At 52.4% G+C, this 15,690-nt stretch carries 17 protein-coding genes; 8 read left to right on the top strand and 9 right to left on the bottom strand.

The features are described 5' to 3' along the window. Nucleotides 1-124 precede the first annotated feature (124 nt). Entirely contained in the window at nt 125-1,720 is a 1,596-nt protein-coding gene (locus tag ABU178_RS10365; protein ID WP_397214492.1) for an ABC transporter substrate-binding protein, read from the top strand. A 39-nt stretch (nt 1,721-1,759) separates the two neighbouring features. Here the strand turns inward: ABU178_RS10365 and ABU178_RS10360 are convergent, their stop codons facing one another. Beyond that, nucleotides 1,760-2,683 (bottom strand): LysR family transcriptional regulator, encoded by a 924-nt coding sequence (locus ABU178_RS10360; RefSeq protein WP_397214490.1) that lies wholly within the window; start codon nt 2,681-2,683, stop codon nt 1,760-1,762. A gap of 152 nt (nt 2,684-2,835) precedes the next feature. Between ABU178_RS10360 and ABU178_RS10355 the strand changes: the two genes are divergently transcribed. Together ABU178_RS10355 and ABU178_RS10350 are read left to right on the top strand one after the other, a co-directional pair. After that, nucleotides 2,836-4,257, top strand: coding sequence for a M20 family metallopeptidase (locus ABU178_RS10355; RefSeq protein WP_397214488.1), 1,422 nt, complete (start codon nt 2,836-2,838; stop codon nt 4,255-4,257). Next, nucleotides 4,254-5,528 carry an MFS transporter gene (locus ABU178_RS10350; protein WP_397214486.1) on the top strand — a complete coding sequence of 425 codons (1,275 nt, stop codon included), beginning with the start codon at nt 4,254-4,256 and terminating at the stop codon, nt 5,526-5,528. Before ABU178_RS10355 ends, ABU178_RS10350 begins: the two co-directional genes overlap by 4 nt. Nucleotides 5,529-5,582: 54 nt before the next feature. Here ABU178_RS10350 and aldA read toward each other — a convergent pair whose 3' ends face one another. After that, complete coding sequence (aldA, locus tag ABU178_RS10345) at nt 5,583-7,019, bottom strand: aldehyde dehydrogenase (RefSeq protein WP_397214484.1); 1,437 nt, start codon at nt 7,017-7,019, stop codon at nt 5,583-5,585. A gap of 457 nt (nt 7,020-7,476) precedes the next feature. Here aldA and ABU178_RS10340 point away from each other — a divergent pair, with 457 nt between their 5' ends. Then, a complete protein-coding gene (locus ABU178_RS10340; protein WP_397214481.1) occupies nt 7,477-7,656 on the top strand; it encodes a general stress protein in 180 nt (59 codons plus the stop codon). 172 nt (nt 7,657-7,828) lie between these two features. Here ABU178_RS10340 and ABU178_RS10335 read toward each other — a convergent pair whose 3' ends face one another. From ABU178_RS10335 to ABU178_RS10325, 3 genes are all read right to left on the bottom strand, one after another. Beyond that, the gene (locus ABU178_RS10335; RefSeq protein WP_397214479.1) at nt 7,829-8,086 is read right to left on the bottom strand and encodes a hypothetical protein; all 258 of its coding nucleotides are present in this window, start codon (nt 8,084-8,086) and stop codon (nt 7,829-7,831) included. 177 nt (nt 8,087-8,263) lie between these two features. Next, nucleotides 8,264-8,590 (bottom strand): four-helix bundle copper-binding protein, encoded by a 327-nt coding sequence (locus ABU178_RS10330; protein WP_397214477.1) that lies wholly within the window; start codon nt 8,588-8,590, stop codon nt 8,264-8,266. A gap of 492 nt (nt 8,591-9,082) precedes the next feature. Then, complete coding sequence (locus tag ABU178_RS10325; RefSeq protein ID WP_397214475.1) at nt 9,083-10,309, bottom strand: zinc-dependent alcohol dehydrogenase; 1,227 nt, start codon at nt 10,307-10,309, stop codon at nt 9,083-9,085. 153 nt (nt 10,310-10,462) lie between these two features. Between ABU178_RS10325 and ABU178_RS10320 the strand changes: the two genes are divergently transcribed. The 3 genes from ABU178_RS10320 (at nt 10,463) to ABU178_RS10310 (ending at nt 11,751) form a co-directional block, all read left to right on the top strand. Beyond that, on the top strand, nt 10,463-10,717 hold the full coding sequence (locus tag ABU178_RS10320) for a hypothetical protein (RefSeq protein WP_397214473.1): 255 nt from the start codon (nt 10,463-10,465) through the stop codon (nt 10,715-10,717). Between the two features lie 361 nt (nt 10,718-11,078). Then, the gene (cspE, locus tag ABU178_RS10315) at nt 11,079-11,294 is read left to right on the top strand and encodes a transcription antiterminator/RNA stability regulator CspE (protein WP_397214471.1); all 216 of its coding nucleotides are present in this window, start codon (nt 11,079-11,081) and stop codon (nt 11,292-11,294) included. Nucleotides 11,295-11,484: 190 nt separating this feature from the next. Then, entirely contained in the window at nt 11,485-11,751 is a 267-nt protein-coding gene (locus tag ABU178_RS10310) for a DksA/TraR family C4-type zinc finger protein (protein WP_397214470.1), read from the top strand. A gap of 32 nt (nt 11,752-11,783) precedes the next feature. Here the strand turns inward: ABU178_RS10310 and ABU178_RS10305 are convergent, their stop codons facing one another. After that, entirely contained in the window at nt 11,784-11,882 is a 99-nt protein-coding gene (locus ABU178_RS10305; RefSeq protein ID WP_397214468.1) for a YoaK family small membrane protein, read from the bottom strand. A gap of 35 nt (nt 11,883-11,917) precedes the next feature. Continuing rightward, nucleotides 11,918-12,241 carry a hypothetical protein gene (locus ABU178_RS10300; protein ID WP_397214466.1) on the bottom strand — a complete coding sequence of 108 codons (324 nt, stop codon included), beginning with the start codon at nt 12,239-12,241 and terminating at the stop codon, nt 11,918-11,920. Between the two features lie 381 nt (nt 12,242-12,622). On the opposite strand from ABU178_RS10300, the gene rhaT reads away from it, so the two are divergent. Further along, the gene (rhaT, locus tag ABU178_RS10295) at nt 12,623-13,657 is read left to right on the top strand and encodes an L-rhamnose/proton symporter RhaT (RefSeq protein WP_397214464.1); all 1,035 of its coding nucleotides are present in this window, start codon (nt 12,623-12,625) and stop codon (nt 13,655-13,657) included. A 4-nt stretch (nt 13,658-13,661) separates the two neighbouring features. On the opposite strand, the gene rhaR is transcribed toward rhaT, so the two are convergent. Beyond that, entirely contained in the window at nt 13,662-14,561 is a 900-nt protein-coding gene (rhaR, locus tag ABU178_RS10290; protein ID WP_397214461.1) for an HTH-type transcriptional activator RhaR, read from the bottom strand. Between the two features lie 15 nt (nt 14,562-14,576). Beyond that, nucleotides 14,577-15,398, bottom strand: a complete 822-nt coding sequence (rhaS, locus tag ABU178_RS10285) for an HTH-type transcriptional activator RhaS (protein WP_397214459.1) — start codon at nt 15,396-15,398, stop codon at nt 14,577-14,579. Nucleotides 15,399-15,690: the final 292 nt, after the last annotated feature.

Raw genomic sequence — 15,690 nt, 5'->3', positions numbered from 1 at the left:
CTTTTCCTTATTTGTGAGTGCTCGGCGTTGTTCGCTAAGGTGCAATTCGTGTTATTTATTCATTAAACGAATGTTTCATTTACTAATCCTGCCTGTGGGAAGTCAATAAAAAGCGAGGAGCATGATGAAAAAGGTAATGGCACGGCTGGCCCTGACGGCATTCGGCGTGGCGCTGGCGACAACAGCGTCAGCGAAAACGCTGGTGTTTTGTTCTGAAGGCTCGCCGGAGAATTTCAATCCGCAGCTCTATACCTCCGGCACCAGCGTGGATGCCAGCGCGGTGCCGATATTCAACCGGCTGGTGGATTTTAAAACCGGCACCACAGAACTGGTGCCGGGGCTGGCGGAAAGCTGGGAAATCAGTGCGGACGGCACGGTTTATACCTTCCATCTGCGCAAAGGGGTAAAGTTTCACAGCAACAAATTCTTTAAGCCCAGCCGGGAGCTGAATGCGGACGATGTGATCTTCTCATTTATGCGCCAGATGGATCCGAACAATCCCTATCACAACATTTCGGGCGGCAGCTACACCAACTTTGAGAGCCTCGAGCTGGGCACGCTGATCAAAAAAATCGAAAAGGTGGACGATCATACCCTGCGCTTTACCCTGGCCCATGCGGAAGCGCCGTTTCTTGCCGATCTCGCGTGGTATTTCGCCTCGATCCATTCTGCGGAATATGCCGATAAAATGCTGAAGGCAGGCACGCCGGAGAAGGTGGATATGAACCCGATCGGCACCGGCCCTTTTGAGCTGGTGCAGTATCAGAAAGATTCACGCATCCTTTATAAAGCCTTTCCCGATTACTGGCAGGGCAAGGCAAAGTTGGATCGACTGGTCTTTTCCATCACGCCTGACGCCTCGGTGCGTTATGCCAAGCTGGAGAAAAATGAGTGTCAGGTAATGCCGTTCCCCAATCCGGCCGACCTGCCGCAGATGCGCGCCAGTCAGGATATTAACCTGATGCAGAAAGCGGGGCTGAATACCGGCTTTTTAGCCTTTAACACCACCAAAGCGCCGCTGGATAATGTCAAGGTGCGCCAGGCGCTGGCGATGGCGATCAACAAACCGGCGATTATCGAGGCGATTTTTAAAGGCACCGGCACGGTAGCGAAAAATATTCTGCCGCCAGGCGTCTGGAGTGCCGACAAGGATCTGAAGGATTACGATTACGATCCTGAAAAGGCGAAAGCCTTGTTGCAGGAGGCGGGCATTAAACCCGGCACCGAGATTTCGCTTTGGGCGATGCCGGTACAGCGTCCTTATAATCCCAACGCGCGGCGGATGGCGGAAATGATCCAGGCGGACTGGGGCAAGGTCGGCATCAAGGCCAAAATCGTCAGCTATGAGTGGGGCGAATACCTGAAGCGGGTGAAAGGCGGTGAACATCAGGCCGCGCTGATGGGCTGGACCACGGCCACCGGCGACCCGGATAACTTCTTTGGACCGCTTTACAGCTGTACATCCGCTAATGGCGGATCAAACTCGTCGAAGTGGTGCTATCAGCCCTTTGAAAAGATCATTACCGAGGCGCGCGCCGAGCAGGATCATGCGAAGCGCGTGGCACTCTATTTGCAGGCGCAGCAGATCATGCACGATCAGATGCCCGCGGTGATGATCGCGCATTCGACGATCTTTGAGCCGGTGCGTAAAACGGTAAGCAACTATCAGGTCGATCCCTTCGGCAAACATATCTTTTATCAGGTTGATATCACGCAGTAATGCCTGGCTGGCCGGGGGATCCTTCCCCCGGCGAATCCGTTAACGGACCAGCGTCTGGCGCATCATGGCATCTTGCGCATTCATCTGTTCGGTAATAAAGCGCAGAAAAAGATTCAGTGCCGCGCTGCGCTTGCGGCCCGAGACCGTTTGCAGTTGCAGGGTACGCTGACTCAGCTGATCGACGCCCATCGACTTCATGATCAGTCCGTGCGCCTGCGCCTCGCTGAGCACGGTAAACGCGCTGCAAATGGTCACCGCCTGCGGCGTATGCAGCAGAAAATGGTAGAGCGTCGAGAAGTTATCGCAGGTCAGCACCGGTTCAATCACGCTGCCGCGCATCTGACAGGAGAGGTCGAACAGCTGACGCACCGTGGTATTCTGTTCCGGCAACGCCACCGGATAGTGACTGAGATCCGCCAGCGTGACCTGCTTTTGCGCCAGCGGATGGCTGCTGTGTAGCAACAGCAGCACCGGCGCAGGCCAGGAGGCGATCACCTCGACGCCGCGCTCCGGATGCAGGCTGAACTGCAGCGCAACATCACATTCTCCCGCCCGTATCAGCTCCGCCACGCCCTGGCTGCTGCTGACCTTGAGGGAAAAATGAACGCCGGGACTTTGTTCGTGAAAGGCTGCAAACAGACGCGGCAGCAGATTAAAGGCCATGCCGTCAGTACAGGCCACGCGAATCTGCGTACGCCGCACCGCCTTTAACCCTTTGATCTCCGCAATCGCATGTTCCATATCAAGCAGGCTTTTGCGTACCTGATGGGCAAAGATTTCGCCCGCTTCGGTTAACACCATGCCGCGCGCATGGCGCTCAAACAGTGGCGCGCCAACCTGCGCTTCCAGACGCCGTATCTGACGGCTGATGGCGGAAACGGCGATAAACGTCTGCTCACTGGCGGCACTGAGCGACCCGGCGCTGGCAACGGCAAGAAAATAACGCATTTCACTGCTAAGCATAAATTTGCCTCGCGATGGTGCATGCCTCGTTTTCGGGCAGGCTGCTTTTGCTATAAAAGCAAAGCTTACTCGAAAAATTGATAATTGTGGCAAAGCAGCATTTCCGCAAAGATAACTTTCCAGATAAAACCAATAACGACAGCAGGGCAAACATGACGGTAGATCAGGCGATAAACGGGGCAACGGACTATTTTGACAGCGGAGCGTTTCAGCGGCTGCTGGCACGGCGGGTCGCGCTGGCCACAGAGAGCCAGCGCGACGATCGCGATGCGCTGCTGCAACGCTATTTGCAGGATGAGATTGGGCCGCAGCTGAGCGCGCTGGGCTTCACGCTGCATTTTATTGACAATCCGCGCGCTGAAAACCGACCTTTTTTGATCGCCACGCGCATTGAGGATGAACAGCTGCCGACGCTGCTCAGCTACGGTCACGGCGATGTGGTGTTCGGCGACGATGAAAACTGGCGCGACGGTCTGTCGCCCTGGCAGATGAAAGAAGAGGGCGATCGCTGGTATGGACGCGGCAGCGCGGACAATAAAGGCCAGCACTGCGTCAACCTGGCGGCGCTGGAGCAGGTTTATCATGCGCGTGGCGGCAAGCTGGGCTTTAATTGCAAAATCCTGTTTGAAATGGGCGAAGAGATCAGCTCGCCGGGACTGGCGGAAATTTGCCAACAGCAGCAGACGCTGCTGCGCGCCGATCTTTTTATCGCCTCCGACGGCCCGCGCCTGAATGCCGAACGGCCTACGCTGTTTCTCGGCTCGCGCGGTTGCGTTAATTTTCGTCTGACAATCAACGCCCGTGACAACGCTTACCACTCCGGCAACTGGGGCGGACTACTGACCAATCCAGCCAGCCAGTTGGCTAATGCTATCGCCTCGCTGGTGAATCAGCAGGGACAGTTACAGGTAACTGCGCTGAAGCCTGACTCGCTGACCGGTCCGGTGCGCCAGATCCTCAGCGATATTAACGTTGGCGGCATGCCGGGCGATCCGGCGATCGATCCTGACTGGGGCGAGGCGGGCCTGACGCCGACCGAACGCCTTTACGGTTGGAATACGCTGGAGGTGCTGTCGTTTCTCGCCGGCAATCCGGCCCGACCGATGAACGCCATTCCGGGCCACGCCACTGCCGTTTGCCAGCTGCGCTTTGTGGTCGGCACCGACTGGGAAAATCTGGCTGAGCATATTCGTGCCCATCTGCAGCAGCAGGGTTTCCATAATGTCGAGGTGGAATTTATGCGTGGATCGCCAGCGACGCGTCTCGATCCCAACGATCCTCTGGTTGGCTGGGCGCTGGAAAGCATCGCGATCAGCAGCGGCAAAAAGCCCGCGCTGCTGCCTAATCTCGGCGGTTCGCTGCCGAATGAGGTCTTTTCAGAGATCCTTGGCCTGCCGACACTTTGGGTGCCGCACTCCTATCCCGCCTGCGGGCAGCACGGCGTTAACGAGCACATGCTTAAGTCGATTGCGCGTGAAGGTCTGCAAATCATGACGCGTCTGTTCTGGGAGCTGGGCGAGCAGGGCGCAACCCTGACGGCGCGCCATCGCGCCCATGCGGGAGAAAAAGCATGAGCAGCCTGAGCCACAGCCAGACGCTGGCGGCGTCAAAGCCCAGCCTGCATAAAACGCTGTTCGCCACCTGCATCGGCAATGCGCTGGAGTGGTTTGATATTGCGGTTTACGGCTTTTTCGCCAGCTATATCGCCCATGCGTTTTTTCCGGTGAGCGATCCCTCGGTGTCGCTGCTGTTGGCCTTCGGCAGCTTTGGCGTGTCGTTTCTTATCCGGCCGCTGGGCGCCATTGTGCTCGGCAACTATGCCGATCGCCATGGACGTAAAAAAGCGCTGCTGCTTTCTATCAATCTGATGATGCTGGGCGGGGCGATTATTACCTTTATGCCAGGCTATGCCTCTATCGGTCTGGCGGCCCCGATCCTGATTCTGCTGGCGCGCCTGATTCAGGGCTTTTCCGCGGGCGGTGAGTTTGGTAGCTCGACGGCATTTCTTGTAGAGCATTTTCCGGAACGCAAAGCTTTTATCGCCAGCTGGCAGTTCGCTACCCAAGGCGCCAGTACCCTGATGGCTTCCGCTTTTGGCCTTGGCCTGACGCAGCTGTTGACGGAGAGCGAGATTCAGGCGTGGGGCTGGCGCATCCCTTTTGCCTTCGGGTTACTCATTGGGCCGCTGGGAGCGTATATTCGTCGTCATGTGCACGAGCCGGCGAGCTTTAAGCCGCAGGAGAAAGCGCCGTCGCCGTTGAAAACATTGCTGAGTCGTCAGAAGGAGCTGATGCTGTTGGCGATTGGCCTGATGGTGATCTCTACCGCCGTCAATTATATGCTGAACTATGTACCGACTTACGCGACCAAAAACCTGCATCTGCCCGGTTCGGTTGCGTTTGGCGCCACGCTGCTGGCAGGCGTGATCCTCACCGTGGTGACGCCGATAATGGGACTATGGGCAGAGCGCATGGGGCGCGTGCCCTTGATGTGGGGATCGCTGCTGATGCTCATCGTTACCATCTGGCCTGCGTTTCACCTGGTGGTGAGCCATACCACGCCGCTGACATTAATGCTGCTGGTAGGGTGGATGGCGTTTCTGAAATCGGTCTATTTCTCCACCGTGCCGTCGGTAATGGCGGATCTTTTCCCGGTCGCCACCCGCGCCAGCGGTATGGCTATTAGTTACAACATATCAGTAACGGTCTTTGGCGGGTTTGCGCCATTAATCTGTACGCTATTGATAAGCTCAACGGGCACCCGCCTGGCACCCAGTTATTATTTAATGATGGTGGCGTTGCTGAGCGCTGTTGCGCTGTTGCGCAGCAGAAAACTTCTGTCCTGAGAAAACGGGCCGCAGAGATGCGGCCCGTTTAGCTGATGTTTACAGCCGGAGAGGTTACTGAAACTGCAGGTAGGCTACGTGAGTTTGCAGGTACTCTTCCAGCCCGTGACGGCCATCGGCGCCGCCGATGCCGGATTTACGCCAACCGGCATGAAACCCCTGCATCGCTTCAAAGTTCTCCCGGTTGATGTAGGTTTCACCGAATTTCAGCTGGCGCAGGGCAAGCATCGCGGTATTGATATTCTGCGTATAAATCGAAGAGGTAAGGCCATATTCGCAGTCGTTAGCCAGCGCTATCGCTTCATCCAGCGTTTTGAAGGTCATAACGGGCAGCACCGGACCAAAAATCTCCTCGCGCATAATCTCCATATCCTGGCGAACATTGCTGATAATGGTGGGTTCAAAGAAATGGCCTTTTTCACCGACTCGCTTGCCGCCCAGCTCGATCTTGCCGCCTTGCTCAACCGCCTTCGCCACTTTCGCTTCAACACGCGCCAGGGCGGCAGCAGTAATTAACGGCCCCATATCGATAGCGGCTCTTTCTGCTGGATCGCCATAAGTGATTTCTCGGAAGGCTGCGGTGAGGGCGCTCATAAAGCGATCGTAAATGCCTTCCTGCACGTAAACGCGCTCGGCGCAGTTGCACACCTGTCCGGTATTGATCACGCGAGAGCTGACAATGGCTTTTACCGCCAGCGCCAGGTCTGCATCGTCCATCACGATAGCAGGGGCCTTGCCGCCCAACTCCAGCGAAACCTTGGTGACGTTTCTGGCTGCCGCCGCCATGGTGGCAATCCCGGCATTGACGCTGCCGGTCAGGCTGACCAGGCCCACTTTTGGGTTGGCCGCCAGTTCCTGACCCACTTCCGGGCCATAGCCGTAAACAAAATTGATGACGCCTTTTGGCAAACCGATCTGATGCACTATTTCTGCAAAAATGGCCGCGTTATTCGGCGTCAGTTCGCTCGGCTTGATCACGATGGTATTGCCGGTAATCAGGGCTGGCGCTGCTTTGCGCGCAATCAGAAAGAAAGGGAAGTTCCACGGCAGAATCCCGGTGGTTACTCCAATCGCTTTTTTAAACACGAAAATATTCTCACCGGGGCGATCGCTGTTGATGATCTCGCCTTCGTAGCGCCGCGCCCATTCGGCCATATAGTCGAGGTAATCTGCCGTGAAGAGCACCTCGGTTTGCGCCAGCCCCTGGGTTTTGCCGCCTTCGGCCACGATGGTTGAGGTAAGTTCAGCTTCACGTTGCCGAATCGCCGCAGCCAGCTTGTGCAACCACAGGCCGCGCTCAACCGCGGGTAACGCTTCCCACATCGGCTGCGCCGCTTCGGCCGCAGCGATGGCGCGACCAGCTTCTTCAGCCGTGCCTTCCGGCACGCGCGACAGCAACGCCTCTGTTGCCGGGTTTGTCACCTCAATCCACTTATCGCCCTGATGCGCGACGAATGCACCATTGATGTAATGTTGATGATGAGTTGTCATCTTGCAGTGTCTCCGATACGGCTTCGTTAAAATAATGTGATACTGATGAGAGTGAGACAGAGGGGGAGAACATACCTTTCGCTGAATGCCACAGGGGCAAAAGTCATGGCAAAGATGAACACATCAGGCTGATCGATACAGCAAACTGATTAACAGGTTGAAAGTTAGGTATTTACATTTTCGACTAATGCTGAATAAAGCGAAGCCATAAAGTCATTGCAAAATGTTAATATCTGTTTTAGCGAAGCGGTTATTTAAATTTTTTATTCTCTCAGCTTCTCTTTATTTACAGCGGGATAGGGATTTTTTATAAATAATTAATGCAGGTAAGGTTGGAAATATTTGCGCTTTATTCATTTCAAGCTATTCTTATTATCGCAACACGAAAAATGTCCGGTGTAATTAGCATTATGCTGGTTGCCATTAAACAAATGACAAATATGTTCAGGAGGAAACTATGGCCGAACATCGTGGTGGTTCCGGTAACTTCGCAGAAGACCGTGAAAAAGCATCAGAAGCAGGTAAGAAAGGCGGTAAAAACAGCGGCGGTAATTTCGCCAATGACCGTGAAAAAGCGTCTGAAGCAGGTAAAAAAGGTGGCGAACATAGCCATGGTGGCGGACGCAAGTCTGAATAAAAAGGTAATTTCAAATCCTTTTTAAACACCAGCCCCGACATTAATAAATGCCGGGGCTAATTTTTATTTCAGTTCATCCAAATAATCCCTCTTGTCATATCTCTGCTGCGTCTTTAATTTTTCCGGCACTGATAAAGTGCATACTGTCGTCGCCATTACATATCGCAATGGTTTATTGATGTGATGAGAAAATAAGATGTGATGCCGTTTCGTTTATCAGAAGCATTTCTTCAGCTTCTCCCACAGGGGAGACAAAGACGACACGATCGCCTTTCGTTATGTCATTAAAGGCTTCTGTCGGCTGTCTCTCTTTCAGAACCTCAAACCAGGTTCTGGTTACAGCCTCATTTTCTTCCGGGTTAGTGGTGTAGTAATTGCCGGTAAAAGCGTATTCGGGACGATCTTTGATATACATTTGAACAGAGGGCATAGAACCTCCTGTTGGATATTGTTTAAAATATGATCCTGGACGCATTTTCCTGAATTGGCCGTACAGGCGGATGCTATTAAGATTATTCTTAAGATTATTAATATCAAAGCGAAGGGCAGGGGATACTCCTGGCGCGTAGCTAACCGCCTCGTCGGACGGTTAGCTAATCACTTTGATTCAGGCAGCCATTTTACGGCAAGCATCAGCGCAATGATGACAGGCTTTTGCGCATTCCTGACAGTGGTCATGCTCATGTTTACCACATTCATCACCGCATTTTTGGCAGATATCCGCGCACAGTTTACAAAGTTCTTTCACGGAATCGCTACCCAACGCAATAAATTGCGCGGTTAGACGGCAAAGGTTTGCACATTGCATATCAAGACGGATACATTCACGCATCATATCAATGTCTTCTTCTTCCAGACAGGAAGCTGCGCAGTTATCGCAAAAAGCAGCGCAGATATAACAGGCCTCTACACAATCTCTGTAATTCTCGGACATAGCTCCTCCTTATGATTTTCGTCAATGTTCACTAACCAAGCCTGGTCGCCAGCGGGGCGTTATGCAAATACTGGCTGAGTAAATAAGTTTTTCTGCCGTTATGCTTGCAGTAAGCAATCATGCCGCTTAATAGTTACAACATTAAATAAAATGACATACATCTAAAATGTAACTCCGGAGTAGTAAAAAGTCAGGCACCCTACATTTTTTAACGTTTTTTTTACTATGTCAGTAGTTCTCTCTCAGACAGCCTTTCTGGCGCAAAGATGTCACATCTGCCCAGTAGATTATTAATTAGCAGGCGAATAGTCACGATAGCAAGAAATGTTAACCCAGGAATATTCTTATCTGAGATACTCTTTTTCGCCCCTTCAAGAGCTAAGCCATGAGAATGAGTGCCGGAGATAAGCGCCGGGTGGGGCACTGCTTATAAAGGCCGCCCTGGGGCGGCCTTTTTCAATGGGGCGCTGACGCCCCATATTACTCCTGCCATTACACATCCGTGGAACCCAGCGTAGCAGAACGCACATTGCCCGTTTCGCTGGTTCGGGTGCCGGGAACCAGAATGATTTTGCGACAATCCTGTTCTCTTTTCTCAAAGATTTTATAGGCTTCCGCAGCCTCATTGAGCGGCAGATGGTGAGTGACGATCTCCTCCGGCGTGAGCAGGCCTTGTTCAATCAGCTTCAACAGCTCCGGCAGGTAAGCGTGAACATGGGTCTGTCCCATTTTGAACGTCAAACCCTTATCAAAAGCATCGCCGAACAAGAAGCCATGGATAAAGCCGGCATAAACCCCCGGCACGCTGACAACGCCGCCTCGACGTACTGCTGCAATACACTGGCGCAGCGCTTTACCGCTGCTGCCTTCCAGCTTAAGGTTCGTAAGGATAGTTTCTGTCGTGCTGCCTTTGGCCTCAAACCCTACTGCATCAATCACCGCATCGACGCCCCGGTTACCTGGCGTATTTTCAATAATCACCTCGGCAGGATCGTCGGTTTTATCAAAATTAATGGGTATGGCGCCATAACGCTGCTGTGCAAACTCAAGCCGGTAGGGATGATGATCGACAATAAAGATCTGTTCCGCGCCCGCCAGCCGCGCACAGGCGGCAGAAAGCAGACCAACCGGGCCTGCGCCAAAGATAGCGACGCGTGAGCCTTTGCCAACCTGCGCGTTTTTTACTGCCTGCCAGGCGGTGGGTAAGATATCGGAAAGAAAAAGCACTTTATCATCGGCCAACAATGGCGGCACTTTGAATGGGCCAGTATTGGCTTTAGGTACCCGGACATACTCTGCCTGACCGCCAGGAACGCCGCCATAAAGATGACTGAAACCAAAAAGCGCCGCCGGCGGTGGGATCTGCTTTTTATTGATAATCGCGCCGCGGCCGGTATTGGTGGTTTCGCAGGCGGCATACTGATGCATATGACAAAAGAAACAGTCGCCGCAGGCAATAACGAACGGTACAACAACCCGATCGCCTTTCTGGACCGCCGTGACATCACGGCCGGTTTCAACCACTTCACCCATAAATTCATGGCCAAAAATATCGCCATGTTTCGTTTGCGGAATTTTGCCACGATAAAGATGTAAATCAGATCCGCAGATGGCGGTAGCCGTTACGCGCAGGATAATATCATCCTGCGCTTCGATGATCGGATCGGCGACGTTATCGACGCTGACATGATGGGGACCATGATAAGTTAGCGCTTTCACAAGACGTCCTCTTTTTGACGAAGGTTCGTTAACTTTAGTGCCCAATTCACTTTTTTGCTTATTGCGCCCCTGTTGTCGCTGTTAGTTTTCGCCTATTCCAAAAAGAAGCGTTAACGACTGGTCACCGTTGCGATTAGACAAAATAATCAACAGATGACTACATATCGCGTACGAGTTGGGTTTCATAACCCTTCAGCATTAACCTTTTTACAGTTGGATGAACTGCTCGAGCCTCGTCGTTTTTGTCGGCTCAGTTCCTATGGTGAGAAATTCAGGTGCTTTATCGACTATGAATACAAAACGGAAACGAAAGATCTTTGTGCGGTCTGCTCTATAGCTCGACAGGCCGCCTGCAAAGTAAAAAACAATGCGCTGGTTCTGGTTGAGATAATCGGCCAGATACCGTGAAAATTTATTAGCGAAACGGCAAGCGATAAAAGCAAGGCAGATGAATGCCTTGCTCGCTGTTGAAAGCTGCTCAGGTTAATCAGAAATAAGAAAACAAAGCCGGGAAGAGGCGCAGAAAAGGGTTGCGGCCAGAAGATTTAAATCAAATTTTCATAATTAAACTTGCTACATCATCAGATTCATGCGTTAATAGCGTCATCGGTTTGATACGCAGACCTTATCAAAAGCAGTTTAGTAAAGCAGTTCTCATCATAAGTGTTATCCTTCGATATCCCTTCTTCGTGAGTCTCCTCGTTAAGCGCTAAATAAATTCTGTACCCAGACCACGTTTGCCGGAAGGCTATCAAATAAGGTAATAGTTATGTCTAAGAAAATGACTGGTTTAGTAAAATGGTTTAACGCTGAGAAAGGTTTTGGCTTTATCTCTCCGGAAGATGGCAGCAAAGACGTATTCGTCCATTTCTCTGCTATCCAGAACGACGGTTTTAAATCGCTTGACGAAGGTCAGCGTGTTGAGTTTGAAGTTCAGGCCAACTCTGCTAAAGGTCCTTCTGCAATCAACGTGGTTGCAAAATAAGATACCTGATGAAAGGGAATTACGATCACGATGATGGCTTTAGCCTGAGTAGCTGATTCCCTTCATATGAAAAACCCGCCTCCGAGCGGGTTTTTTTATGGGTGTAACAAACTCCTTTTTGCCAGGCCCCTTGAAATTTTCATTTTTGCCCCCATATTTATTGACTCTTCTGTGAAATTCGGAGGTCATCATGGCAAGCGGTTGGGCTTCTGACGGTGCCGTTCAGGAACAGATTGATACCACCGTTAATGACGAAATTACCCGTGTACGCCAGTCAATCGGGCAGGGCGAAAGCGCGCATTTTTGCGAAGAATGCGGCGATGAGATCCCGCTTGCCCGACGCAATGCATTGAAAGGCGTTAAATATTGCCTTCCCTGTCAGCAAGAAAGGGATAAAAAGCTGAATAGCCACGCGATTTTTAATCGCCGAGGCAGTAAAGACAGCCAGCTGCGTTAATTTGCAACGTATTACCTTTTTTGAGATGAAATTCAGGATCCTGGAACGGCCGCTCCACTAAAAATAAACCATGCGAGAAAAGAAACGCCGGCAATAATAATCGCAATGGGAAAGAGAATACCGATTTTCATCATCAACCTTGAATAAAAAAGAGTGTGTCCTACGCTCAGGCAAGCTGCAGCACTGCGCGCGATGTTTTCATCATACTGAAAAGTTGAAACTGGCTGGCTTCATCTTCACGGCGCACTATTTCGCCAGCCTTAAATATAATGCTATCGATATGACCTAACTGTCGCCAGACGGTAATCGCCGAAGCAATCAATGCGCAATGCTGCTCGCTCTGCACACATTCCACTGTGGCGTAACGCGCCTCGTCCAGGCCATTGATGAATATCTTCACCGCATCGCCAGGCAGAATCGCCTTTAAATCTCCCAGCATGACCTGACTTACCGATCGGGAAAGGTAAAGCGTCAACCATTTCATCGTCATCTCAATTCTGCGTTCTGATGAATTTACCCCGTGTTATAAGGGTTTGTCGGCCATATTGGAAGAAAACCTTGATCTGGCCGTTTAACTTCATTCTGCTGCCATTTCTGATCAAATCCTGGCAGCCAGATAAGAAATGAGCTGATCAACACAGCATTCTCTTAAAATAAGCTGAATAATGAGTAGGTTATACAAAATCGCCGCGCTGCGCGTCATAAAATCGAATTTGTGATCCTTGTAGGGAACAACCGTCAGATATTGCCATCGCTTTGATGCATCCGGCAGTCACTCAAAGGCTGAATGATCCCGGCGCGCCGTAGACTCCTTCGTAATCGGGAGACCATCGGTTTCCCGTCGGCCTCTCAACCTTACGAAGGAAAAACAATGAACAGTGCCATCATTGCAGGTATTTTCTGGCATCTGGTCGGTGCCGCCAGTGCCGCATGTTTTTATGCGCCGTTTAAGCAGGTGAAAAAGTGGTCCTGGGAAACTATGTGGTCCGTTGGTGGAATGATGTCATGGCTGATTCTGCCCTGGGCCGTCAGCGCAGTGCTGCTGCCTGACTTCTGGACGTATTACAGCTCGTTCAGTATGTCGCAGCTGTTGCCAGTATTTTTGTTTGGCGCAATGTGGGGCATCGGCAACATTAACTATGGTCTGACCATGCGCTATCTCGGCATGTCGATGGGCATCGGTATCGCCATCGGCGTTACGCTGGTGGTGGGTACGCTGATGACGCCGTTATTGCAGGGGCGCTTTGTCGAACTTTTCAGCTCTACCGGCGGGCGTCTAACGCTGCTGGGCGTATTTGTTGCGCTGCTCGGGGTGGCGATCGTCTCACGAGCGGGTCTGTTAAAAGAGCGCGCCCTGGGGATCAATGCCGAAGAGTTTAACCTGAAGAAAGGGCTGGTGCTGGCAGTGATCTGCGGCATCTTCTCCGCCGGAATGTCGTTTGCCATGGATGCGGCGAAGCCCATGCACGATGCGGCGGCACAGCTGGGTATCAATCCGCTTTACGTGGCGTTGCCCAGCTACGTGGTAATTATGGGCGGCGGGGCGCTGGTTAACCTGGCCTACTGCTTTATTCGCCTGGCAGTGAAGCCTGAGCTCTCGGTTAAAGCGGATTTTTCCATAGCAAAACCCATGCTGCTGGCCAATGTCGCTTTTGCTGTGCTGGGCGGCACCATGTGGTATCTGCAGTTCTTCTTCTATGCATGGGGTCACGCCAAAATACCGCCGCAGTATGATTTTGTCAGCTGGATGCTGCATATGAGCCTCTATGTTCTCTGCGGCGGGTTAGTGGGCTTACTGCTGAAAGAGTGGAAATCGGCGGGCCGTCGTCCGGTCGGCGTGCTTTCCCTGGGTTGCCTGGTGATCATCATCGCGGCAAATATCGTCGGGCTTGGCCTGGCGGCCTGAGGCCTTACCGGTGCCGCACTGGCGGCACTGGTTCCTCTCGCTCCGCCGCAGGCGTTTTATTTTGCTGGATATGCTGCAAAAAGCGTTGCCGCCAGGCGCTGGGCGTCTGGCCGATTTCGCGGGTAAACACCACGGAGAAATAGTTACTGTCATCAAATCCGCAGCGTGCGGCCACTTCGCTGATCAAACAGTCCCGCGTGCGCAGCAGATATTTTGCCTGACAGAGCTGCAGCTGGCGCAGGTAATGACCAATCGTCATCCCGGTCTGCTGACGAAAAAGCTGTTTCAGCGCACGTTCATTAAGCTTATTCTGCTGACAAAACGCGGATAAATCGAAAGGACGTACGACCGCGCCCTGTAGCGCAGACATCAGCAGATCGAGCTGCTCGCCTTCCGGCAGCGCCCAGGGACGATCCGCCGCATAGCCGTGGCGACGCAATATCAGCGCCAGCTGCAGGAACAGCGCCTCAGAAAGCTGAATAGAGAGAGGATCGGTTTTTCGGCTTTCACGTTCAAGCTGAGTAATCACGCCGCGCGCCAGCGACATACCGCGGGTAGTCAGACGCCAACAGCCGGGCGTCTTGTCGGTCTGAGGCGGCAACAGCTGCGACCAATCCAGCCCGAGCCGGAAGCGATCGCGACAATAAAGAATATTATCCAGCACCAGATCGTTGACGGTGTCGTAACTGTGACAATCATTATCATGGATATAGAACACGTCGCCGCAGGTCACCAGCCAGGGCCGCTCGTTTAAGACGTGCAGCCCGTTACCGCGCCAGACGATAACAATCTCACCGAATTCATGGCGATGCGGCGGAAACGAGGGCTGAGGCATACGTTCCGCTACCGCGACCGGCAGATTGGCGGCAGGAAAATAATCCTCACGGCTCAATATCAACGACATGATAATCCTCCCTGGTTACACGCTATGCTGACGCTCCGCGCGGGGCGCACAGCCGAATTCACGCCGGAACAGCGTTGAAAAATGATTGCTGTCACCAAATCCGCATTGAAAGGCGATATCAGTGATGCGCATGTCGCTATGGCGCAACAGATGACGCGCCTGCAGCAGTCGCAGACGATTCAGATAACGTTGCGGCGTATTGCCGGTTTGCTGCTTCATCTGACGATGCAGCGTGCGCAACGACAACGAAAACCGATCCGCCAACGCTTCCCACTCGATCTCTTCACTGTAATGTTCATTCAGCCAGTCCAGCAGACGATGCAGGCGCGCCTCCCGATCCTGTGATGCCTCATCGCGACAGGCTTCGCGCAGCAATACCAGCAGCTGCAAAAAAAGCTGCTCCTGGCGCGCCTGTTTTTCCAGCGACCAGCCTTCACCTTCTTTTATCTGCGTCGCAATATTCAGCGCCTGGCCCATCATCCGATGATTGATACGCCAGTGTGACGGATAGTGGGCGCTATCTTCTCGCGGCAGCAGATCCTGCAGCCCGGACAGAAAGCGAAACGCCGTTGGGCTGCGGTAAAGCACGTTCGTCAGGCAAAGATTTTCCGTCTGTTCGTAAAGATGTCGATCGTGATCGCGTACAAAACAGACACAGCCGCTGCAAAGGGTTTGCGGCTGTCCGTTAAATATATGAATGCCTGAGCCTTGTTCTACCAGCACGATCTCGTGAAAGTCATGGTGGTGTTCCGGAAAAGCATGCTGTGGCACACGCGGTTCGATAGCAATCGGAAAATTACCTGCCGGAAAAAAGTCAGCGCTATGCAGAACGGTCATGATCCCTTCTCCATTATTAACATAATTGCAACCGATACTAATCAGCCGCTGCGCGCCTTGCCTTGAATTTTGCACTCTCCGCGTCAGGAAATTTGTTTTTTATTGAAGAAAGATGATGAAGTTTTCGGAAATGCGGCAAACATCACATCTGCCGCTTTTGCGACATCTGTGAGCTGCCTCACGAACATCTTTGCAAACCTGCCAGCGGCCCTGACCTGCTGGCAAAGAGGGGAAGGTGATGAAAAGGCGAGATTTCTACCCTGTGACTATCTGATCACAGGAAGAACACGCC

The sequence above is a fragment of the Pantoea osteomyelitidis genome, from assembly GCF_044342975.1.
GTDB classification, from domain to species: domain Bacteria; phylum Pseudomonadota; class Gammaproteobacteria; order Enterobacterales; family Enterobacteriaceae; genus Pantoea; species Pantoea osteomyelitidis.
This window is presented reverse-complemented; position numbering and strand designations above follow the sequence as displayed.